The following is a 21,603-nucleotide window of genomic DNA, read 5'->3' on the forward strand; positions in this document are numbered from 1 at the left end:
CATGATTGGCCAACTGACATTGGGCGAGCGCGAAGCGGCGCTCGCTATCTGTGGTGTGACAGCATTGGCAGGCGCCGCCCTCGGCCTTGCCGGCCGCCATGATGTCGTTGGCTGGCACGGGCTTCTGATCCTGCTCTTTGCTGGATGTCTGGGCTTCCTGCTTATGTTGCGTCTCGAACTGTCCGAGCCAACCGAAGACCGCGAAGCATCCTACTACGATGATCCGATCAAGGCAGGCATCGCGCTCGCCATGGCATGGGCTGTTTTCGGAATGTTCATGGGGGTCTGGGTCGCGGCACAGCTCGCATGGCCAGATCTCCAATTCGACAATGGCTGGTCAACCTTTGGCAGGCTGCGCCCGACGCACACGACCGGCGTTATCTTCGGTTTCGGCGGGAATGCGCTGATTGCGACTTCCTTTCATGTCGTCCAGCGCACCTCGCGGGCGCGGCTTGCTGGTCAGGTCAGCCCCTGGTTCGTGCTCCTCGGATACAACCTATTCTGCCTTCTCGCCGTCTCCGGCTATCTACTCGGCATCACCCAATCGAAGGAATATGCCGAGGCCGAATGGTATGCGGACCTCTGGCTTGTCATCGTCTGGGTTACCTACTTCGTGCTTTATCTGCGCACGATAGCGAGGCGCCGCGAGCCGCACATTTATGTAGCCAACTGGTACTTCATGGCCTTTATCGTGGTCGTGGCGATCCTGCACATCGTCAATAATCTGGCGCTGCCGGTCTCGTGGGGCCACGCGAAGAGCTACACGGTCTGGCCCGGCGTCCAGGATGCGATGGTTCAGTGGTGGTACGGCCACAACGCGGTGGCGTTCTTCCTGACGGCGGGCTTTCTTGGCATGCTTTATTATTATCTGCCGGTGCGAGCCGAGCGGCCGATCTTCTCCTACCGCCTGTCGATCCTCAGCTTCTGGGGCATCACCTTCTTCTACATGTGGGCGGGTTCGCACCATTTGCATTACACGGCGTTGCCGCATTGGGTGCAGACGCTCGGCATGACCTTCTCCGTTATGTTGCTCGTGCCGTCATGGGCTTCCGCCGGTAATGCGCTCCTGACGCTCAATGGCGCCTGGCACCGGGTACGCGATGACGCGACGCTACGCTTTATGATGGCGGCGGCGGTGTTCTACGGCATATCCACCTTCGAGGGTTCTTTTCTCGCCATCCGACCGGTTAACGCGCTTAGTCACTACACCGATTGGACCGTCGGCCACGTCCATGCGGGCGCCCTCGGCTGGGTGGCGCTGATCACCTTCGGCTCGTTTTATACGCTGGTGCCGCGCTTGTGGAAGCGCGAGCGGATGTATTCGGCGGGGCTGGTCGAGGTCCATTTCTGGCTCTCGATTGCCGGCACACTGATCTACGTCTTCGCGATGTGGAATTCCGGGATCATTCAGGGGCTGATGTGGCGGACTTATACGGAAGACGGCGCGCTCGCCTATTCCTTCGTCGATTCACTGGTCGCCATGTACCCCTACTACATTGCACGTGCTTTCGGCGGGCTCCTCTTCCTCATCGGCGCGATCGTCGGTTGCTACAATATGTGGATGACGGTGCGCGCCATTCCGGAGGCGACGCACCGGGCCGCGGATGAACCCGTTGCTGCTGTAGTGCCCGGAGAATGACCGATGCCTGAATTTTTTCATCGCAAGCTGGAGCGCTCAGCCATCGGTTTCGTGCTCGCCATCATCGCTGCCGCGAGCGTCGGCGGCATCGTCGAGATTGCGCCGCTTTTCACCATCGATGAAACAGTCGAGGAGGCGCCGGACATGCGGGTCTATACGCCGCTGGAACTCGCAGGCCGCAACATCTATGTCCGCGAGGGCTGCTATGCCTGTCACAGCCAGATGATCCGCACGCTCCGCGACGAGGTCGAGCGCTACGGTCCGTATTCGCTTGCCGTCGAGTCGCAATATGACCGGCCGATGCTGTGGGGGTCGAAACGGACCGGGCCGGACCTCGCCCGCGTCGGCGGCAAATATTCGGACTTTTGGCATGTCGCCCATCTCGTCAATCCCCGCGACGTGGTGCCGGAATCCAACATGCCGTCTTACGCCTTCCTGGCGCGCAACCGCTTACGCACCGACGATCTGACCGACCATCTGCGGGCGCAGCAGGGACTCGGCGTGCCCTATACGGACGACATGATCGAAAACGCCGCACGCGACGCGTATGGCCAAGCAGCGCCTGACAGTGCCGCGGCACCCGTCGTCAGCGAGCGTTACGGCCCGGCGACGACGGTAAGTGCCTTTGACGGCTTGGCGACGCAACTGACCGAAATGGACGCCTTGGTCGCCTATCTGCAGGTACTCGGGCGGCTGACCGATGCCGCCTATCGCGACACAGCTGCGCTAGAAGAAGCGCCGAATCCGGCAGAATGAGGCAGCCATGATCGATCTCGACCACCAAGCCGTCGTCGCCTTCTCCAAGACCTGGGGTCTTTTTTATCTAATGGGCTTTTTTCTTTGCGTCGTCGTTTACGCGTTCTGGCCGTCGAACCGCAAAACCTTCAACCGCGCTGCGACTAGCATCCTCGACCGGGACGACAAGCCATGGAAGTGAAGGAACGCGATCCCGTCACTGGACGGCAAACGACCGGGCACGAATGGAACGGCATCAAAGAACTCGACACGCCCGTACCGCGCGGAGTGCTGATCTTCCTGATCGTTACCCATATTTGGGCGATCGCCTGGTGGTTCCTGGTTCCGGCATGGCCGATTGGTACAACCTATACGAAAGGGTTTTTGGGCATCGACCAGCGCACCACCGTTGAGCAAAGCATCGTCCAGGGCCAAGCCGATCGTGCACCCTGGACCGAGCGCGTCGTGGCGGAACCGTATGCTGCGATCCTTGCCGACACAGCGCTGATGCAAACGGTTCGCAGCGCCGGCGGCCAGCTCTTCGGCGATAATTGCGCGGCTTGCCACGGCCGTGATGCGAGCGGGCGCGCGGGCTATCCGGATCTAACCGACGACGACTGGCTGTGGGGCGGCAACCCGGAGACCATCGAGCAGACGTTGCGGCTCGGGATCAATGCTGCGCACCCGGAGAGCCGTATCGCGCAGATGCCAGCTTTCGGTCGCGACCAGATGCTTGAGCGCAACCAAATCCACGACGTCGCGAGTTATGTCTTTTCCTTGAGCAATCCGGACTATTCCACCGAGGAGACCGCCGAGCGCATCGCTTCTGGCCGCGAAGTGTTCGCGGCGAGTTGCGCCGCTTGCCACGGAGACGCCGGCGATGGCATCGCCGACGTCGGGGCACCGAACCTGACCGATGCGCGCTGGGTCTATGGCGGCGACATTGAAACGATTATCGCCTCCGTCCATGGTGGCCGGCAGGGTCATATGCCGACCTGGGACGAGCGGATGACCGATGCCGAAATCCGCACGCTGTCTCTCTACGTCCATGACCTTGGGACCAGCCGGCCATGAGCGTGTTTCCCCGCACCCGCACGCAATGGCTTCTCTGGACGTTGATCCCGGCGGCGCTCGCCGTGTTCGCCGCCGCCAATATCCACCTCGTCTATGTGGCCGTGACCTCGCAGCCCGATTGCGTGCCGCATCTGAAGGAAGCCGGCGGGGGCGAAACATATCGAGCGGCGAAGTCGGCCTGTTGAAGAGATTTGTGACATGAACGACACCGACCATTCTTACGGGCTACTCAGCGAAACATCCGGCATCGGCGAAACCCGTGATCTGCGCCTGCAACGCAACCTGCCGGTCTTTGAGGGAGTTCGATGGCTCCGCGCTGGCTGGAGTGACTACCGCACTGCGCCGTTTTCCAGCATTGCCTATGGTGCCGGCGTATTTGTCCTGTCGGTTGCCTTCATCTGGACGCTGATTGCATTCGGCCGCGATTATATCCTCCTGCCGGCGCTCGGTGGCTTCTTGATTGTCGCACCCTTCCTTGCGATCGGGCTCTACGAGAAGAGTCGCGCCATCGAGGAGGGCAGAGCCGTAACACTCGGCAATATGTTGAGCGTGCGGCCGGCGGCGGGAGCGCAAATCTTCTTCGCCGGTCTTCTGCTGATGCTACTGGTGCTCCTGTGGAACCGGGCGGCGGTTCTGATCTGGGCACTGTTTTTCGGCGTGACCGCCTTTCCGGGTCTCGACCATGTCCTCGGTCTTCTCTTCAGCACGGCCTATGGCTGGACGATGATTCTGATCGGCTCGGCGATCGGCGGTCTCTTTGCTGCGTTCGCCTTTGCCGTCAGCGTCTTTTCTGTGCCGATGATGCTCGACCGGCGCATCGACGCGCCGACCGCGATGGGCATGAGCATGAAGCTCGTCTGGAACAATCTGGCGCCGATGATCGCCTGGGGCGCGATGGTCATGGCGCTGTTCGCGCTCTGCGTCGCCACCGGCCTTCTCGGCATGATCGTGATCTTCCCGCTGCTCGGCCACGCGACTTGGCACGCCTATCGCGCAGTCGCCGTTCCGGAGGCATAAGCCATGAGCTGCTGCGCACCCGGCGTGGAAGTCGGACTGATGTCGGGGCCTGGCGCGTTGGTTGCGCCCGAGGAAATCCGACTTGCCAGCCGCGCGCTCGGCGACGGGCTGATGCAGACCGACATCGCGGTTCCCGCGGCCCATTGCGGCGCTTGCATCCTCGCCGTCGAGAATGCTCTGTCGGCACTGCCGGGCGTGGCAAGCGCGCGTCTCAACCTGACCGCCCGACGCGCGGCGGTAAAGTGGCGCGCTGACGGTCCGGTGCCTTCGATGGTCGAGGCGCTGCGCAATGCCGGCTACGAAGCCAGCCTCGCCGATCCGTTCGACGAAGCGGGCGACACCGAGATGAATCGCTTGTTGCGCGCCACGGCCGTCGCCGGCTTCGCGGCAATGAACATCATGCTTCTGTCGGTCTCGGTCTGGTCCGGCGCCGATGCCGAAACGCGCCACGTGTTCCATTTCATCTCGGCTGTGCTGGCTCTGCCGACCGTTGCCTACTCCGGCCGCATATTCTTCAGCTCCGCCTACGGCGCGCTCAGCGCCGGCCGTACCAATATGGACGTGCCTATCAGTGTCGGCATCCTCCTCGCGTTCGGCTTGAGCACCTATGACGCGATGACCGGTGGGCATCACGCCTATTTCGATGCGGTGACGTCGCTCCTGTTCTTTCTTCTGGCAGGGCGCACGCTTGACTACGCTATGCGCAGCCGCGCACGCGAAGCGGTGCGTTCGCTGGCGCGCATGATGCCGCGCGGTGCGACCGTGATCGGCGAAGACGGAAGCCGCCACTATCGCGAAGCGCAAAGTCTCGTCGAGGGCGAGACGGTGTTCGTTGCACCGGGCGAAAGGGTACCGACGGACGGGACGGTGCTGGACGGGCAGGGACTGCTTGATCTTTCGGTCGTCACCGGAGAAATGGCGCCCGATACAGTTGCACCGGGCTCTGCCGTTCTGTCTGGCGCGCTCAGTCTGGACGCCCCGCTCGTCATCCGGGTCGACCGACGACCGCGGGATTCGTTCCTTGCCGACATGGTTCGGCTAATGGAGGCGGCAGAGGGCGCGCGGGCGGGCTATCGCCGGATTTCCGATCGCGCGGCGGCGCTCTATTCGCCGGTCGTCCACCTCGTCGCGCTGGCGACGCTCGTCGGATGGCTGGCTGCCACCGGCGACTTTCATCGCTCATTGACCGTTGCGATCGCGGTTCTGATCATCACCTGTCCCTGCGCGCTCGGCCTTGCCGTGCCGATGGTTCAAGTGGTCGCGGCACGCCGCCTGTTCGCGATGGGCGTGACACTGAAGGACGGCGCCGCGCTAGAGAGGCTGGCCGAGATCGACCATGTGGCGCTCGACAAGACCGGCACTTTGACGACTGGCCGCATGAGCGTTACGGCAAATTCGCTTTCGCGGTCGGATCTTGAAATGGCGGCGACGCTGGCGAAGGCGTCGCGCCATCCCACAGCAGTCGCCATCGCCGCGCTCCAGCCGGATGCCGACGCGCCGATCGAGGACATGCGGGAGATCGCCGGCTTTGGCGTCGAGGGATGGATCGACGGACACTCGTGCCGGCTGGGCCGGCCATCATGGGCCGCTCCGGGGGCGGTCGATGAGGGAACCAGCCTTTCGGTAGATGGCGTCATGCGCGGCACGTTCCGGGTCGCGGATCAGCTGCGACCGCAGGCCCGATCCGCCGTCGACGCTCTTCGCACACTCGGTTTCACTGTTGAAATTCTCTCCGGGGATGCAGAGACGGAAGTCGCACGCGTTGCAACGATCGTCGGTGTCGATTGTCATCGAGGCGGAATGCTGCCCGCTGACAAGGTTGCGCGGCTGGGAAACTTGCGTCATAGCGGCGCCACGGTGCTAATGGTCGGTGACGGGCTCAACGATGCCCCGGCACTTGGTGCCGCTCACGTCTCCATGGCGCCTTCCTCGGCTGCCGATATCGGCCGCAACGCCGCCGATCTCGTCTTCATGGGATCGAGCTTGAAAAGCGTTCCCGCAGCGGTTCACATCGCGCGCAAGGCCATTCGCCTCGTGCGCCAGAACATCGGCTTGTCGATCGCTTACAATGCACTGGCCCTTCCGCTAGCGATAGCGGGTCATGTGACGCCGTTGATTGCAGCTATCGCCATGTCGACATCTTCGATCCTCGTCGTCGCCAATGCGCTGCGTCTTTCATCCGAAGGGAATGCGCGCGAAACCCAGTCGCGCGCCTTGTATCCGGTGCAAGCATGAGCAGCCTTCTCTTATGGTTGGTTCCGATCGCGCTCGGCATGGGGCTGGCCGGGCTATGCGCCTTCCTCTGGTCGCTGAAGAATGGCCAGCTTGAGGATTTGGATGGGGCCGGCGAACGCGTATGCCATCAGCCGGTCGATGCTCCGCTGCCCGCTGAACGCAACGACAACCGCAAGCAATAGGTATCGGGAGGAACTCGATGACGCAGACGGGAGACAGGCCATTCGACTGGGTCGCCGCGCTGGCTTATACCTCGGGGATCGCGGTCGTGGTGGCAAGCTTGGCCGCCCTCGCCATCAGCATAATCGCGGTCTTTTTCGTCTTGTTTTAATGGCCTCATCACTGCGTGGCGGCAGAGCGACGCACGCGTGGACCTGCCTCGATGCGTCCTAGATTTGCGCTGGCGCAATTCAGCGGGCGCGGCAAGCGCTACATTTTGCTTCCCACCGACGGAGGCGAGCGATGCCTGAAGACCAGCGAATGGACGAGCCTCTGGGCGACGTCGAGATCGATGCCGAATTTGCGGCTAGCGCGTTCGGAATTCCCGTCGCGCAATTCGTCGTTGAACTGCGCCGGGGCAACGTCCATGGCCTCGTCGAAGACGGAACCGGGGACGATGCGGGTCGACGGCGGCTGAGGTTGCGCTATCGCGGCCGAGAGCTGCGGATCATTCTCGAAGACGGGTGGATCGTGCAAAGCACCCTCGACGAAAATGCCCCGTCTCCAGAAAAAGACATCCTGACCGAGCGTGTGAGATTGGCGCTCAAGCAGCGCGCGGGCAATGGCGTCCCGGTTGGTATCGCTGCGCTCGCGAAAGAGATCGATCCGCGCGGACGGAAGGCGTCGGCCATCCGCCAGGCGCTCGACGACATCACGCGTGCGGATGCCGCGGCCGGCCGTCCGCTTCTCGCGGCATTGGTGCTCGACGATCCACGCACCGAACTTCCGCCGGAAAGCTTTTTCGGCGTCGCGCGCGACAATGGGCTCTTCTCCGGTCAACCAAGGGGATTGGAAGCCTATGCCTTCCATGCGCAACAGTTTCGCCGCGCTGTGAGCGCTTATGCCCACCCGCAGGGCTGAACGCGACCGATGGGACATATCTTCGATCAGGGCTTTCGCCCCTTTTTCCTGCTCGCCGGACTTTGGGGTGGCCTCACGGTGCCGCTCTGGCTCGCTTCCCATGGCGGCATTGTCGAGATCGCTCCGGCCTATGGCGATCGCAACTGGCACGCACACGAACTCCTGTTCGGATATGCGGCGACGGCGGTTGCCGGGTTCTTGCTGACGGCGATCCCGAACTGGACCGGGCGACTGCCGGTCAAGGGATGGCCGCTCGCCGCGCTTGCCGGAATCTGGGTCGCGGGCAGGGTTGCCATGCTGTCCGCCGGGGCGATCGGCCTTGTCGCCGCAGCGATCAGCGATCTTGCCTTTCTGGGAGCGCTGATCGCGATCGCGATTCGCGAAATCATTCGTGGCCACAACTGGCGCAATTTGGTGGTGATCGGCTTGGTCGTATTGCTGTTCATTGCAAACACGCTCTTCCACGTTTCCGTCGCCACAGGGGCACAGCCCGACTTCGCGCTTCGCATGGCGATTGCGACCTTCATCATGCTTATCGTCCTGATCGGCGGGCGCATCGTGCCGAGCTTCACCCGCAACTGGCTCGCCAAGCGCGGCAGCAAGCCGCCGGCGAGCTTCGGACGGATCGATCGGATCGCGATGGTGGCCTCCGCGCTGGCGCTCGTTACCTGGGTCACCATGCCCTTCGCAACTTCGACTGCAACCTTGGCAGCCGTTGCGTCGCTTGCGCTCCTGCTCAGGTTGGCGCGCTGGCGCGGCTGGGCGACGTTTCGCGAACCGCTGCTCCTCGTCCTCCATCTCGGCTATCTGTTCGTGCCGCTTGGCTTTCTGGCGATTGCCGCCGGTCCTTGGGCAGCGGTGCCGAATGGCAGCGTCATCCATCTCTGGACGGTCGGCGCGATCGGCACGATCACCCTCGCCGTGATGACACGGGCCTCGCTCGGCCATACGGGACGCATGTTGACCGCGTCGTCTGTCACGACCGTACTCTATGCCGCGATGATCGGTGCGGCCCTACTCAGGGCGCTGGCGCCGGTCACGACCATATATGCCGAATTGCTTCTGCTTTCGGCCGCCGCGTGGTCCGCCGCGCTTCTCGGCTTCGCAGTCGCCTTCTGGCCCGTCCTCACCGGACCACGCCGGGTGGCGACTGCCTGATCTTTGCGCCAGCGCAAGCACGGCAACCGCATTTTGGTCACCCTGTTCGAGGTCATTCGTTCGGAGCTCGTTTCATGCGCCTTGATCCCGACCAGTCCGTAGATGCCGCCATCAAGGCCACTCCGGCCCTGCTGCATGTCCTGATCCGCGAGCACATGTCGTGCGTCGGATGCCCTTTGGTGACCTTCTGCTCGCTCGATTACGCGACGGTCATGCACGGCAAGACACTCGCCGACCTCGATCGGCGGCTGACCACGCAGGGGCAGCCAGTATGAACATGAAGAAGGAAGAGGATTTGGGCGAGATCGCCATCGACACGTTGGCTCGCCGGCTCTACGACCGCTGCCATCCCGACGACAGCTTCGACGAGATGAGACAGCGCGCGCGCTTTGCCAAAGAGGATCGCGGGCTCTTGCGGGACTGGCGTGCCGCAGCGCGGTCTGTCGCGCAGCCGCCGGAAAGTGGCGGTCCAGCACAAGCTTTTGCGGGAGCGCAAAAATGACGGTCCGTCACCCGCTACCAATGGCTTGCAAGAGCCGCGAACTGTGAGCCGCGGCAAGACAAGCAAAGGAAAGACCGATGAGACTGCATCCCGCAACTTTTGCCGCCGCAACGATGATGGCCAGCCTTCTGGCCGCTCTGCCGGCGATCGCGGCCGATCACGAGGTCAGAATGCTCAACATGGGCGGCGACGGCCAGCGCATGGTCTTCGAGCCGGCCTATCTGGAAATTGAACCCGGCGACACGGTGACCTTCGTCGCGACCGATCCCTCGCACAATTCGGAGATCATCGCCGGCATGCTGCCGGAGGGCGCGGACGGCTGGAAGGGCCGGATCAACGAGGAAGTATCGGTCACCTTCGATCAGGAAGGCGTCTATGGCTACAAGTGCCTGCCGCACTACGGCATGGGCATGGTCGGCGTCATCAAGGTCGGCGAGGCCGCGCCCAATCTGGAAGATGCCAAAGCGATCCGCCATCCCGGACAAGCGGCCAAGCGCATGGCTGAACTCCTCGACGGGATGGACATCGCCAGCAACTAAACGCGGCTGAGAGGCAACGATCATGACCACGACCCATCCAAACGATGACGCATCAAAAGTACTCGATCACGATCTGACCAGACGCTCCATGCTGGCTGGCACGGCCGGCTTGACCCTCGGCACGCTGACCATCGCTGGCACCGCCCAGGCCGAACATCCGCGCGGCAGTCCCGCCGGCCATTCCGACGTTCATGGAAATCCGGCACGCAGCCTGAGTGAACGGGTCTATCCCGTGCCGCAGGATGCGCTAGCCGACATCGCCCACGATCCAACCGCCATTCCCGGCCCCATCACGCGCCGGGAGCCGGCAACGGTGCGGGTAGATCTGGAGACAGTCGAATTGGAAGCCAAGCTCGACCGGCAGGCGACGTTCCGTTACTGGACTTTCAACGGTACAGTGCCTGGCCCCTTCGTACGCGTGCGGGTCGGCGATACGGTGGAGGTCCACTTAAAGAACCACTCCGAGAGCTGGCATATGCACAATGTCGACTTTCATGCTGCGACCGGGCCGGGCGGCGGGGCGGAGGCCACAAGCGCGGCGCCGGGCGAAGAAAAAGCGTTCCGGTTCAAAGCGCTCAATCCGGGTCTATATGTCTATCACTGCGCCGTACCGCCGGTCGCCATGCACATAGCCAACGGCATGTATGGCATGATCCTCGTAGAGCCAGACGAGGGACTGCCACCGGTCGACCGGGAATTCTACGTTATGCAGGGGGAAATTTATACCACGGAGCCATTTGGCACAGCCGGTCTCCTCACCGAGGACTACGCCAAATTGCTAGACGAGCGGCCAGAATTTTTCGTCCTCAATGGTCATGTTGGCGCGCTGACGGAGCATTTTCCGCTGAAGGCAAATGTCGGCGAGACGATCCGCATCTTTTTCGGCGTCGGTGGGCCGAACTTTACCTCATCGTTTCACGTCATCGGCGAAATTTTCGACCGCGTCTATGTCAATGGTTCGATGACGAGCACTCCGCAAACCGACGTCCAGACTGTCGTCGTTCCCGCCGGCGGTGCCGTGGTCACGGAAATAAAACTGGAGGTGCCCGGTCGCTACGTGCTGGTCGACCACTCGCTGTCGCGCGTCGAACGGGGATTGGCCGGCTGGCTGGACGTGGAAGGCGAGGAGAACCCGGAAATTTTCGCGACCGTCGCGTGAAAAGTGGCAAGCGAAGAAAGAGAATACGGCTCCCTCATCCGGGGGTCGTTTGGCCATCCGCGTCTGCCGATCTATAGTGGAGGAAAGCAATAGAGAGCATCGCCCGATGACCGTGCCGGCCAGACTGCCCCCTCTATCGGAGATGAGCGAGGCGCTCCTGTTCCAGGGGCTCGATTCGATCGCTCTTAAGCGTATTTTTGGCGTTGCCGTCGAGTCTTCGATGCGTGCCAGCGAGACGCTGTTTCATCAGGGCGACGAGGCGAATCGTCTCTATCTTGTCGTAAGCGGCGTCGTGAAATTGAGTCAGGTCACTGCAAACGGGACATCGCATGTTCTGCGATTGATGTCCGCCGGCGATATCATCGGCTGTGTGGCGGTCTTCAACTGTTGTCCCTATCCGGCGACGGCTTTTGTAGAGGAAGACGCCATTTTGATATCATGGGCTGAGCCGCAATTCCGGCGTCTCATGGAAGATCATCCGGATCTAACGGCCAATGCGTTGAGGCTAGTTGGTGCGCGCACGCAGGAGTTCGTCACTCGGCTGGGCGAAATCAATGGTGCCACTGCCGAGCAGAAGATCGCACGCGCCGTGCTGCGATTGGCCCGCCAAGCGGGGGTCAAGGAAACGAATGGTGTGCGCGTCGGTACAACACGGCAGGATCTCGCGGACATGAGCGGCATTACCTATTTCACGGTCAGTCGGATCGTTAGCAACTGGAAACGTCTGGGTCTTGTCGAAGCTGACCGCCGCGAGGTCTTGATCAAGCAACCCCACGCACTGTTGCTTCTTTCCGAAGGAAACTGATCCGTTATTCCGGCCCCAGGAGGTCTTCTGCCCACGGCTGAGAATGTCGTATACTTTTGAAATGATGATGTTGTAGCTGGCGCAAATCGGCGTTTTAGTATGCGACAGATGTCTCCATCCCGAGGGATAAGGGTCGCGGTTCGCCTTTCCGGCCCCTCGGAAGCCGCGCCCCACGACGGCGGAGCTTCATCCGAGCCGACCGACATAAAAGCGCTGCCATCGTCAACGAGGCCCACTACGCCAGCTTCGCCGCTACAGCCTTTGCGTGTTATGCTCAAATGACGTCGTCATTCTAACCGCATCGACTAAGTCTTGGAGGGTCTGGCAGCTGGCGCCAAGCAGAAAGACCTGGGACGCCGCTTCCTAAGTATCGACCACGAGATGACGACCGCGTCGGACGGGCATGTTTTTCGAACTCTCGATGCTCTAGAGTACTGTGATGAACAACTATGACTCAAATTCCCCCGCTGAAGTTTCGTTCCTTTCAGACTCGAGCGCACTTCAAGAAGGATTGCATTTTGGCGGCGTCGGGATATGGCGCTGGAGAATCGATAGCGATCAGCTCCAGTGGACCCGAAACCTCGAAAGCGTCCATCATCTTCCACACAATTCTTTCGACGGGAGCCTTGCCAGTTTCCAGCGAGATTTGCATCCAGCTGACGCTGAGAGAGTCTGGCAACAGATCAAGACAAGTGTCGAGACAGGCACACCGTACCGCGCTGTCTACAGGACAAGTCCGCGAGCAGGCGTCGGAGAACTTTGGATTGAGACCTCAGGTGGTGTCACGACTGACTGCAGCGGGATTCGATACCTAACCGGCGTCTGCCTCGATGTGACGGATCGTATTCAAAATGAGCGGAAACTGGAACGACGTTTAGCCCAGCAGCGTGCGGTAGCACGTTTCGGCTCGCTCGCACTCAGCCATGATGATCTACAGGGCGTTCTCGATGAAGCGGTAAAGATCGCCGCAGACGTTCTGGACGTTCCGTTGTCAAAGGTCCTCCAGTTTGCCGACGTCGCCGATCACCTTGTGCTGCGTGCCGGGCTTGGTTGGAAAGGCGGCTTGGTAGGTAATTGCATTGTGGGGATCGAGCGGTCTTCGCAGGCGGGTTATACGTTGCTCGAAAATAAGCCAATAACTGTTGACGACTTGAAGATCGAACAGCGCTTCGACGGACCTCAATTGCTTCACGACCATGGCGTGCGTAGCGGCATATCGGTGGTGATACCCGGCAGGAAATCCCGTCCCTTCGGCGTGTTCGGCGTTCACACTCGTGATGTTCGACTGTTCGATGAGGCCGATGCCGAGTTTCTTCAGTCACTGGCTCATATCGTTGCTGGCGCAGCACGGCACGCAGAAGCCGCTGACCACAGAATGCTGCTCGTTCGCGAAATGGCTCATAGAGCAGGTAACATGTTGCAACTGGTGAACAGCATTGCTGGTCAGACTTTCGTCGCAACTGCAGACCAAAACCTTGCGAGACAAACCTTCAGCGACCGGCTAAGCGCCTTGGCGCGATCGAACTACGTTATCGCGCGCGGCGGTTGGACAGCTACCCCTTTTGCAGAACTTGTGGCGGAGACACTGAAGCCATTTGGGCACCGAGTTGCAGCCAAAGGAAGAAGCATCCTTCTGCCGCCAGAGCTGTGCTTTGATATGGGGCTGGTGCTTCATGAACTGGCCACCAACTCAGCGAAATATGGAACGCTCGGCCGAGAAACGGGCACCGTCCACATTACCTGGTCTCATGAAACAGGTGCAGACGGGACTTCAATGTTTAAGGTGGACTGGCAGGATCCCCTCAAGTCAAATTCGATATCGGCAAAAGGCACCGGATTCGGTTCAAAGCTTATGTCAGCTCTCATCGAACGCAAGTGGAACGGGACGGCTACAATCGCTCAAGGAGCAACCTTCCAGATCACAATGGAAGTGCCCCTCAGAATTCCAGCGTGATTGTCTGGCGCACAGTTTTTAGACGGCCAATGTCAAAAACGCGACTAGACGAAGATCATCACCGGAACTCTCATACCGCCGGGTTGGCACCTCCTTCTGTTTTCATTCTTCAGTGATTTACCGCCGCACGGTCGTCTCACAATGCCCAGGTATCTAAAAACGGGTTACTGGGGTGCAGGCTATGCCAGATCTTTCGCATAGGCACCTAGCGATGTTGGGGAAATGGGCAGTTTGAGCTACCCCCCGATCCCTGGACAGATTTCGGCGTGACTTAAGCTACTGCCTGCACCTGCTGATCGGTTTCGATGCTGGTGAAGTAGATCACGGCGGGCGGCTGTCCGCCATGGGCGGCGTGTGGCCGCTGGTGGTTGTAGAAGGTGATCCACCGACCGACCCCTGCCTTGGCCTGTGATCCGGTTTCCCANAAAGCCCGAAAGCCCCATCAACAGCACCGTCAAATCCGCAAAAGCGAACTTTCAAGAAATCTCAAAGAACCGCCACATAAGAGCAATCCTAAACCAAATCAAGGGCAACAGTCTCTCGCCGCCAGCGGCGCGCCGCCCTCGTTGGTGAGCGGGTTATAGTCCCCTCCCCGAGCAAACGTCAACACGCAATTTCAGAAAAATCCGCCTCTGCGCGAACTTTTTATGACGGGCAGCCGGAAACCCCAGCGTTTCCAGGACTCTTCAGCCCGCACCGCCAATGATGAGAAACATCGAGGTGTCTGCGGAGCCGCTGGTATGACTTGCAGGCCTGCCGCGTTTCGCCGGATCAGGTCCTATTTTAATAGCACCGGTGCTGAAACGGGATCGGAGACGCTCGTTCAGCGCTCAAGCCCACCCCCTTATAAAGCGCACATTAAGAAAGGGCATTTTCGTGTCCCTTATATAGATGGATAGGTGCGAAGGGCGGTCCACGCTCGACCCGAACGCGATCGCCGCCGCATCCTTGGCACAATCTTCGTAGATTAAGAGTGCTCTGTCCTGTTCGAACCAGGCATCCCGATTCGGCGGCCTCTCAAGCGGCATGGCTCGTCTCAAAGGTTTGACTTCATGCGTTCGAGAAGGCACAGAAGGTTCGATATCAGAAGAGACTTATGGAATGGCCCATCGTGTGGGCCATGGAGCGGGCACGATATCCGGGGATGAGGTCTATAAGACATTCGACGAGCCAGCTCGGCAACGAGCCGCCGCTGATGGCAGACGGGCGCCGCGCACCCGACCGTCGTGAAATATCATTGCGCTGGCTTTCCGGTACCTTCCTTACAGGTGTGACGTCGTGTGCGTTGATGGGGATCGCCCTTTTCGCTGCCGTCAACGGGCGCGAACAGCTGGCGTTGCCGGCGCAGGCCATGGCGCTTACCGCCGACGGCGCCGAGACGGCTCGTCGCGATGTCGCAAAGGGTGGCCGCATCGTCGCGTCGCTGGTGCCGTCGCGCCCGAAAGATCGCTCCATCATGGAAGTCTCTACGATGATCCGCGATGGGGATCGTGAGGTCATCCGACGCAAGCCGTTCGCGCATATCCAGGTGGCATTGGCAGCGAACCACCAGACCCAGGAAGACTATCCACCCTTCGATCCGCTCGCCATCTTCTCGACGGGTACGGCGGAAGACGCTCCCGAGACGTCCGATGCGAGCGTGATCTATGGCGCGCAGGTCGAATCGGAAGTCAGCCTGCGCACCCGCGACTTCCCATTGGGCGATACCGAGCTCGCCTATGGCGTCGGCATGACCGTCGACGAGGCGGAAGAGACGGTGCGCAGCAACGGATCGATCCTGACGGACGGCTCGATCCAGGTGGCCGCATTGCACTATGTCGATCCGCGCCGCTTTGCCACCGAGGGCCTCGATCTCGACTTCAGCGCCAGCCTCAATTCACGCGTCATCACCGAAAATGTCTCCGTCTCCGTTCAGGCGCCGTTCGACGCTTCGGCCGTCGAATATCTGGAGGATGTCATCGCGGTCGGCGAAGAGCGCGAAATCATCGAAGCCATGACGACGGCCGGCTATGACGACAGCCAGGCGACCATGGTTTCCGGCATTTTCGCCAATCTCGCCGCGTCCTCGCGGCTGAGAGAAGGCCATGTGCTCCGGCTCGGCATCGAACAGCGCGGCGAGCAGACACGCATCGTGCGCGCCAGCATCTATGACGGCACCGAGCATCAGTTGACGCTTGCCGAGAACGACCGCGGCTATTTCGTGCGCGCCGTGGAGCCGGCCAATTCCGAGATCGTCGCAGCCGCTCTCGATACGGATGCGGTGCCGATCCAGTCGGGCCGCGAACTTCCGAATGTCTATGACGGGCTCTACCGCGCAGCGCTTTCCTACGGAATGAATGCCGAGTTGACGTCGCAGATCGTCAGGCTGCTTGCGAGCGATATCGATTTCCAAGCGCGGCTACGCCCGACCGACCGGCTCGAGGCCTTCTTCTCGGTCGAGGACGAAAGCGGCGAAGCGGGAGAGGATTCCGAGCTTCTCTTCGTCAACGCGACTTTTGGCGATCGTTCGACGCGGTTCTACCGTTTCCGCAACCCGGAAGACCAGACGATCGACTATTACGACGAGGAAGGCCGCAGCGTTCGGCAGTTCCTGCTGCGCAATCCGGTCCCCAACGGTCGCTTCACGTCCTCCTACGGCATGCGCCGACACCCGATCCTCGGCTATAGCCGTATGCATGCCGGCGTCGATTGGGCCGCGCCGAGTGGCACGCCTATCCTCGCTTCCGGAAATGGCGTGGTTGAAAGTGCCGGTTGGCATTCAGGCGGCTTCGGCCGCCATACCGAGATCCGCCATGCGAATGGCTATGTCAGCACCTACTCGCACCAAAGTGCTATCGCGAAAGGCGTGGAAGCCGGTGCGCGTGTCACTCAAGGCCAGGTAATCGGCTATGTGGGATCGACCGGGCTTTCAACGGGCCCGCACCTGCATTACGAACTGGTCGTCAACGGCTCCAAAGTCGACCCGATGCGCGTGCGTCTTCCGGATGCAAAGTCGCTGGAAGGCGAGATGCTTGCCTCGTTCAATCAGGAACGCGAACGCATCGACCAGCTGATAGAGGCGGATGGGTCAGAATCCGAACTGGCCAGCCGCTGACACCAAGCGGTTCGCTAGCAGGCGAAGCCGACGATCTCTCTGACCGCCGGCTTCAGTTCGTAACAACAGTGATCTTTATTGAATCGGTGGCAAAGCGCCGGGCTGGACCGACGGCTGCAACGGCTGCGGTGCGGTAACCGATGGCTGTGCAACTGTGGCGTCGGCGACCGGCGCCGGTGCCATCGAGGCAGGTGTTTCCGTCTCCGAAAGCAGCATCGGCTGATCGTCGACGAACTCCACCACCACGCCCTGCTCCACCATTCCGGCGAGTTCCCGCGCATCCCAATTTGTCAGGCGGATGCAGCCATTGCTTTCCGTTTTGCCGATTGAGGACGGCTCGGGTGTTCCATGAATCCCATAGGTCGGCTTCGAGAGTGCGATCCATACGGTTCCGACGGGTCCGTTCGGACCCGGCGGAATGGTCAACACCTGATCATTTTCGCCCTGCTTGAAGTTGATGCGCGGATTATAGGTGTAGTTTGGATCAATCGCGATCCGCTCCACCGTGTGGGTGCCGGATGGAGATGGAGTTGCCTGCGATCCGATTGTCGCCGGATACGCCGCGACCAGGCCGCCGCTCGCATCATAGGCAAACACCTGCTTCAAGTTCTTGTCGGCCACGATACGTGTGACCTTTTCCTTCAGATTGCTGCCCGTCTCCATGACCTTGATCACGGTACCAGGAAGCGAGAAATCAGCATTCGGATTGATCGCGCGCAGATAGCCCTCGTCCATGTGAAACCGTTCGGCCAGCATTTCGGCCGGCGAAGTGAACGACATATTGTCCAGAAGCGCCTTTTCCGAATAATCCGTGGGCACCGAGGCAATGAACGGGCCAGCCACATCTTCCTCGGTGATCGCGTATTGCTTGATCGGCAGGCCGCCGGTCGAAACGAGGCGGTTCATGATGGCATCGGTATCGTTCGGGTCGATCCGCTCGCCGGTGGATTGCTCGTAAGCGGCAAGCGCCTTGCGGACGTTCGATCCGATCTGCCCGTCGATCACGCCTGGCGAGAAGCCGGAGCGATCGAGATAGACCTGCAGCGCCGCGACTTCGGGCGAGCCAGCGCGCGACGGTGTCGGCGTGGCGGCAACGGTGCCGTTCGTGCCGGCCGGCGGCGTATAGGGCTGGGGCCCCGAATTCTGAAATCCCGGATTGGAGGGCTGGATCGGCTGGCGATCGACTGCACCGTAATCGGGTTGGGGTGGATAGTACTGGCCAGGATCTTGCCCGGGGTAGGGCTGATAAGCACCGTTGTCATAGCCGTAAGGGTCGCGATAGGGATCGACCCGTCCCTCGAGAACAGGCTGGCCTCCATTGTAAGACCCACCGTTGTAATCCTGCGGAATACTGCCCGTGACAGGCGCACGATCGGCTGGAGGCACGATCGAGACGACCTCACCGTACTCGTTCAGGAAAACGCGGTTGCCCGCATTGTCGATGTATTCGCGCAACTCAGGCAACGCAGGCTGCCCGTAAGGGTCGTAATACTGAGCGGCGACAGGGGCAGCTGACAGCATCAGCGCCGTTGCGACACAGGAAGAGACGAGCTTCGACACTCCGGTTCCCTCTTATCTTGCGATGGCCTCGTGGCCATTCAGCCGTCTCTGAAACGGCGATCCCCAGTTCAACGCGGCAGGCGGCGAATCGGTTCGCGCGCATGCAAATATCTACGAGCCGTAGCGTTAATAGTTTGCGCGAAGATGGCGGTTTGAAGATGAACGGTTGCTGAAGCGCCGTGCGTAAAAGAAGAAAGGCGCCCCGTTGGAGCGCCTTTTCCGCTTTTTCGAGCCACAGATCAGGCGGCGATGTCGGCACCCTGGGTCATGCCAGAGGCGCGGAACTGGAGCCGATCGGTCCCAGCAGTCACCTTGATGCGGCTGCCATCGGCGATCTCGCCCATCAGGATCTTCTCGGCAAGCGGATCCTGAACCTCCTTCTGGATCACCCGCTTCAATGGGCGCGCGCCATAGGCCGGGTCGTAGCCCTTGTTGGCCAGGAACGCCCTCGCTTCCTCGTCGAGCTCGATTGTGATCTTGCGGTCGGCCAGCAGACGCATCAGGCGCTGCAGCTGGATTTCCACGATCTTGCCCATCTCTTGGCGATGCAGGCGATGGAACAGGATGATCTCGTCGACACGGTTCAGGAATTCCGGCCGGAACGATGCCCGAACGACGTTCATGACGCTGTCGCGCACCTTATCGACATCCTCATCGTCGCCGAGACTGACGAGGTATTCCGAACCGAGGTTCGACGTCATGATGATCATCGTGTTGCGGAAATCGACGGTGCGACCCTGACCATCGGTCAGGCGGCCGTCGTCCAGCACCTGCAGCAGGACGTTGAAGACATCCGGATGCGCCTTCTCGATCTCGTCGAATAGGACGACCTGATAGGGGCGCCGGCGGACGGCTTCGGTCAGCGCGCCGCCTTCCTCGTAGCCGACATAGCCGGGAGGCGCACCGATCAGTCGTGAAACCGAGTGCTTCTCCATGAACTCAGACATGTCGATCCGCACCATCGCCTGGTCGTCATCGAACAGGAAATCGGCAAGCGCCTTGGTCAGCTCCGTTTTGCCGACGCCCGTGGGGCCGAGGAAGATGAACGAGCCGAGCGGCCGGTTAGGGTCCTGAAGCCCGGCGCGCGCACGGCGCACGGCTTTCGAAACCGCCTGCACTGCTTCGCCTTGGCCGACGACGCGCTTGGCAAGCTCGTCTTCCATGCGCATGAGCTTGTCTCGTTGGCCTTCCAGCATCTTGTCGACGGGAACGCCTGTCCAGCGCGATACGATGTGGGCGATGTGATCCGGAGTGACCGTCTCTTCCATCATGCCCGCAGCGAGCGTGTCGCCCTTGGCTTCCGCCTCGATCAGTTGCTTTTCGAGTTCCGGGATACGACCATAGGCAAGCTCGCCGGCGCGCTGGAACTCACCATTGCGCTGCGCGATCGCCAACTCGTTACGGGCTTCATCCAGTTCCCGCTTCAGGTCGGCGGCAAGCCCAAGCTTCTGCTTTTCGGCCTGCCAGCGCGCCGTCAGGGAGTCGGACTTTTCTTCCAGATCGGCAAGATCCTTCTCCAGCCGCTCGAGCCGGTCGCGGGATGCCTGATCGGTTTCCTTGCGCAGGGCTTCCCGCTCGATCTTGAGCTGGATGATCCGGCGGTCGAGTTCGTCGAGCTCTTCCGGCTTGGAGTCCACCTGCATGCGCAGCCGGGCCGCCGACTCGTCGACGAGGTCGATGGCCTTATCTGGCAGGAAGCGGTCGGTGATGTAGCGGTTGGACAAGGTCGCGGCGGAGACCAAGGCGCTGTCGGAAATGCGCACCCGGTGATGCTGCTCGTATTTCTCCTTGAGACCACGCAGGATGGAGATGGTGTCTTCCACCGTCGGCTCGCTGACGAAGACCGGCTGGAAACGCCGCGCGAGCGCTGCGTCCTTCTCCACGTGCTTGCGGTATTCGTCGAGCGTCGTCGCCCCGACGCAGTGGAGTTCGCCACGCGCGAGAGCGGGCTTCAGGAGGTTCGACGCATCCATCGCGCCTTCGGTTTTCCCGGCGCCGACGAGCGTGTGCATCTCGTCGATGAAAAGAATAATGTCGCCGTTCGCCGACTGCACCTCGGTCAGGATGGCCTTCAGGCGCTCCTCGAACTCGCCGCGATATTTCGCGCCCGCGATCAGCGCGCCCATGTCGAGCGCCAGCAACCGCTTGTCCTTCAGCGATTCCGGCACATCGCCATTGACGATGCGCAACGCCAGACCCTCGGCGATTGCGGTCTTGCCCACACCGGGCTCACCGATGAGCACCGGGTTGTTCTTGGTGCGGCGCGACAGGACCTGGATTGTGCGACGGATTTCGTCGTCGCGGCCGATCACCGGATCGAGCTTGCCTTCGCGGGCATTGGCCGTCAGATCGAGCGTGTATTTCTTCAGCGCCTCGAAGCTGTCTTCAGCCGAGGCGCTGTCGGCCTTGCGGCCCTTGCGGGCATCGTTGATGACGTCGTTCAACGCTTTCGCGGTGACGCCAGCCTGTTTCAGAATGTCTGCGGTCTTGGCACTGGTCTCGATCGCCATGGCCAGAAGAAGACGCTCGACGGTGACGAAGCTATCGCCGGCCTTCTTGGCGGCGTCTTCCGCCGTCTGGAATATCTTGGCGAGCGGCTGGGCCAGATAGACCTGCCCATTGCCACCGGTGACCTTCGGCAGTTTGGCCAGCGCGGCTTCAACCGCCAGACGCGCGTCCTTGGGGCGGCCGCCGGCGCGTTCGATCAAAGCCGACGCCATGCCTTCGCTGTCGTCCAGAAGAACCTTCAGGACATGTTCGGGGGTGAATTGCTGGTGGCCTTCGGCCAAGGCATAGGTCTGGGCGGACTGCAGAAAGCCGCGGACCCGTTCCGTATACTTTTCGACGTTCATGTACGCATCTCCATTGTCGACCTCGCCTTTTCGAAGCACGAGGAAGCGGTTTGCGAGCGGCTCCCGGATCGGCAAGCCGTGTCCTGATGCATATGGGAAGCCAGCGACCACGCTAAAAGAGGGTGTGGCCCTGCAAAATGACGTCGATCAAGTGGGCATGAAAAAGCCGCCGGAACAGGTCCGGCGGCTCATGATGGTCG

The 21,603-nt window shown here is 61.1% G+C and carries 21 protein-coding genes; 18 read left to right on the top strand and 3 right to left on the bottom strand.

Annotated features, from left to right (window positions below; genetic code table 11):
* The first annotated feature begins 1 nt into the window (after position 1).
* The 17 genes from ccoN to GC125_RS16700 all read left to right on the top strand — a co-directional run bounded on the left by ccoN (position 2) and on the right by GC125_RS16700 (position 13,897).
* Positions 2-1,639, top strand: a complete 1,638-nt coding sequence (gene ccoN / locus GC125_RS16625; RefSeq protein ID WP_502706109.1) for a cytochrome-c oxidase, cbb3-type subunit I — start codon at positions 2-4, stop codon at positions 1,637-1,639.
* A 3-nt stretch (positions 1,640-1,642) separates the two neighbouring features.
* A complete protein-coding gene (gene ccoO / locus GC125_RS16630) occupies positions 1,643-2,395 on the top strand; it encodes a cytochrome-c oxidase, cbb3-type subunit II (protein WP_151986670.1) in 753 nt (250 codons plus the stop codon).
* 7 nt (positions 2,396-2,402) lie between these two features.
* Positions 2,403-2,576 (top strand): cbb3-type cytochrome c oxidase subunit 3, encoded by a 174-nt coding sequence (locus GC125_RS16635; RefSeq protein WP_502706068.1) that lies wholly within the window; start codon positions 2,403-2,405, stop codon positions 2,574-2,576.
* Positions 2,567-3,448, top strand: a complete 882-nt coding sequence (gene ccoP / locus GC125_RS16640; RefSeq protein WP_151986671.1) for a cytochrome-c oxidase, cbb3-type subunit III — start codon at positions 2,567-2,569, stop codon at positions 3,446-3,448. The genes GC125_RS16635 and ccoP overlap by 10 nt, the downstream gene beginning before the upstream one ends.
* Positions 3,445-3,633, top strand: coding sequence for a hypothetical protein (locus tag GC125_RS16645; RefSeq protein WP_151986672.1), 189 nt, complete (start codon positions 3,445-3,447; stop codon positions 3,631-3,633). Before ccoP ends, GC125_RS16645 begins: the two co-directional genes overlap by 4 nt.
* Positions 3,634-3,646: 13 nt before the next feature.
* Entirely contained in the window at positions 3,647-4,465 is an 819-nt protein-coding gene (locus GC125_RS16650) for a DUF2189 domain-containing protein (protein ID WP_151986673.1), read from the top strand.
* Between the two features lie 3 nt (positions 4,466-4,468).
* The gene (locus tag GC125_RS16655; RefSeq protein ID WP_151986674.1) at positions 4,469-6,700 is read left to right on the top strand and encodes a heavy metal translocating P-type ATPase; all 2,232 of its coding nucleotides are present in this window, start codon (positions 4,469-4,471) and stop codon (positions 6,698-6,700) included.
* Complete coding sequence (ccoS, locus tag GC125_RS16660; RefSeq protein ID WP_151986675.1) at positions 6,697-6,882, top strand: cbb3-type cytochrome oxidase assembly protein CcoS; 186 nt, start codon at positions 6,697-6,699, stop codon at positions 6,880-6,882. Before GC125_RS16655 ends, ccoS begins: the two co-directional genes overlap by 4 nt.
* Positions 6,883-6,899: 17 nt before the next feature.
* Positions 6,900-7,031: a hypothetical protein gene (locus GC125_RS20305; RefSeq protein ID WP_286165547.1), complete on the top strand. Its 132-nt coding sequence runs from the start codon at positions 6,900-6,902 to the stop codon at positions 7,029-7,031.
* A 131-nt stretch (positions 7,032-7,162) separates the two neighbouring features.
* Positions 7,163-7,780, top strand: a complete 618-nt coding sequence (locus GC125_RS16665; protein ID WP_151986676.1) for a DUF6522 family protein — start codon at positions 7,163-7,165, stop codon at positions 7,778-7,780.
* Between the two features lie 9 nt (positions 7,781-7,789).
* Positions 7,790-8,938: an NnrS family protein gene (locus GC125_RS16670; RefSeq protein ID WP_151986677.1), complete on the top strand. Its 1,149-nt coding sequence runs from the start codon at positions 7,790-7,792 to the stop codon at positions 8,936-8,938.
* A 74-nt stretch (positions 8,939-9,012) separates the two neighbouring features.
* Complete coding sequence (locus GC125_RS16675) at positions 9,013-9,213, top strand: hypothetical protein (protein WP_151986678.1); 201 nt, start codon at positions 9,013-9,015, stop codon at positions 9,211-9,213.
* Positions 9,210-9,440 carry a hypothetical protein gene (locus GC125_RS16680; RefSeq protein WP_286165548.1) on the top strand — a complete coding sequence of 77 codons (231 nt, stop codon included), beginning with the start codon at positions 9,210-9,212 and terminating at the stop codon, positions 9,438-9,440. Before GC125_RS16675 ends, GC125_RS16680 begins: the two co-directional genes overlap by 4 nt.
* A gap of 77 nt (positions 9,441-9,517) precedes the next feature.
* Positions 9,518-9,979: a pseudoazurin gene (locus tag GC125_RS16685; protein ID WP_151986679.1), complete on the top strand. Its 462-nt coding sequence runs from the start codon at positions 9,518-9,520 to the stop codon at positions 9,977-9,979.
* Between the two features lie 22 nt (positions 9,980-10,001).
* Entirely contained in the window at positions 10,002-11,138 is a 1,137-nt protein-coding gene (nirK, locus tag GC125_RS16690) for a copper-containing nitrite reductase (RefSeq protein WP_151986680.1), read from the top strand.
* Positions 11,139-11,244: 106 nt separating this feature from the next.
* Positions 11,245-11,943, top strand: coding sequence for a Crp/Fnr family transcriptional regulator (locus tag GC125_RS16695; protein WP_151986681.1), 699 nt, complete (start codon positions 11,245-11,247; stop codon positions 11,941-11,943).
* 439 nt (positions 11,944-12,382) lie between these two features.
* Positions 12,383-13,897, top strand: a complete 1,515-nt coding sequence (locus tag GC125_RS16700; protein WP_151986682.1) for a sensor histidine kinase — start codon at positions 12,383-12,385, stop codon at positions 13,895-13,897.
* 271 nt (positions 13,898-14,168) lie between these two features.
* On the opposite strand, the gene GC125_RS16705 is transcribed toward GC125_RS16700, so the two are convergent.
* A partial coding sequence (locus GC125_RS16705; RefSeq protein ID WP_151988017.1) for an integrase core domain-containing protein occupies positions 14,169-14,321 on the bottom strand: 153 nt, incomplete at its 5' end.
* A gap of 720 nt (positions 14,322-15,041) precedes the next feature.
* On the opposite strand from GC125_RS16705, the gene GC125_RS16710 reads away from it, so the two are divergent.
* Positions 15,042-16,991: a M23 family metallopeptidase gene (locus GC125_RS16710; RefSeq protein WP_151986683.1), complete on the top strand. Its 1,950-nt coding sequence runs from the start codon at positions 15,042-15,044 to the stop codon at positions 16,989-16,991.
* Between the two features lie 75 nt (positions 16,992-17,066).
* On the opposite strand, the gene GC125_RS16715 is transcribed toward GC125_RS16710, so the two are convergent.
* Together GC125_RS16715 and clpB are read right to left on the bottom strand one after the other, a co-directional pair.
* Positions 17,067-18,512: a L,D-transpeptidase family protein gene (locus GC125_RS16715; protein ID WP_151988019.1), complete on the bottom strand. Its 1,446-nt coding sequence runs from the start codon at positions 18,510-18,512 to the stop codon at positions 17,067-17,069.
* Positions 18,513-18,790: 278 nt separating this feature from the next.
* Positions 18,791-21,403 carry an ATP-dependent chaperone ClpB gene (clpB, locus tag GC125_RS16720; protein WP_151986684.1) on the bottom strand — a complete coding sequence of 871 codons (2,613 nt, stop codon included), beginning with the start codon at positions 21,401-21,403 and terminating at the stop codon, positions 18,791-18,793.
* Positions 21,404-21,603 lie beyond the last annotated feature (200 nt).

The sequence above is a fragment of the Rhizobium sp. EC-SD404 genome, assembly GCF_902498825.1.
Classification (GTDB): Bacteria; Pseudomonadota; Alphaproteobacteria; order Rhizobiales; family Rhizobiaceae; genus Georhizobium.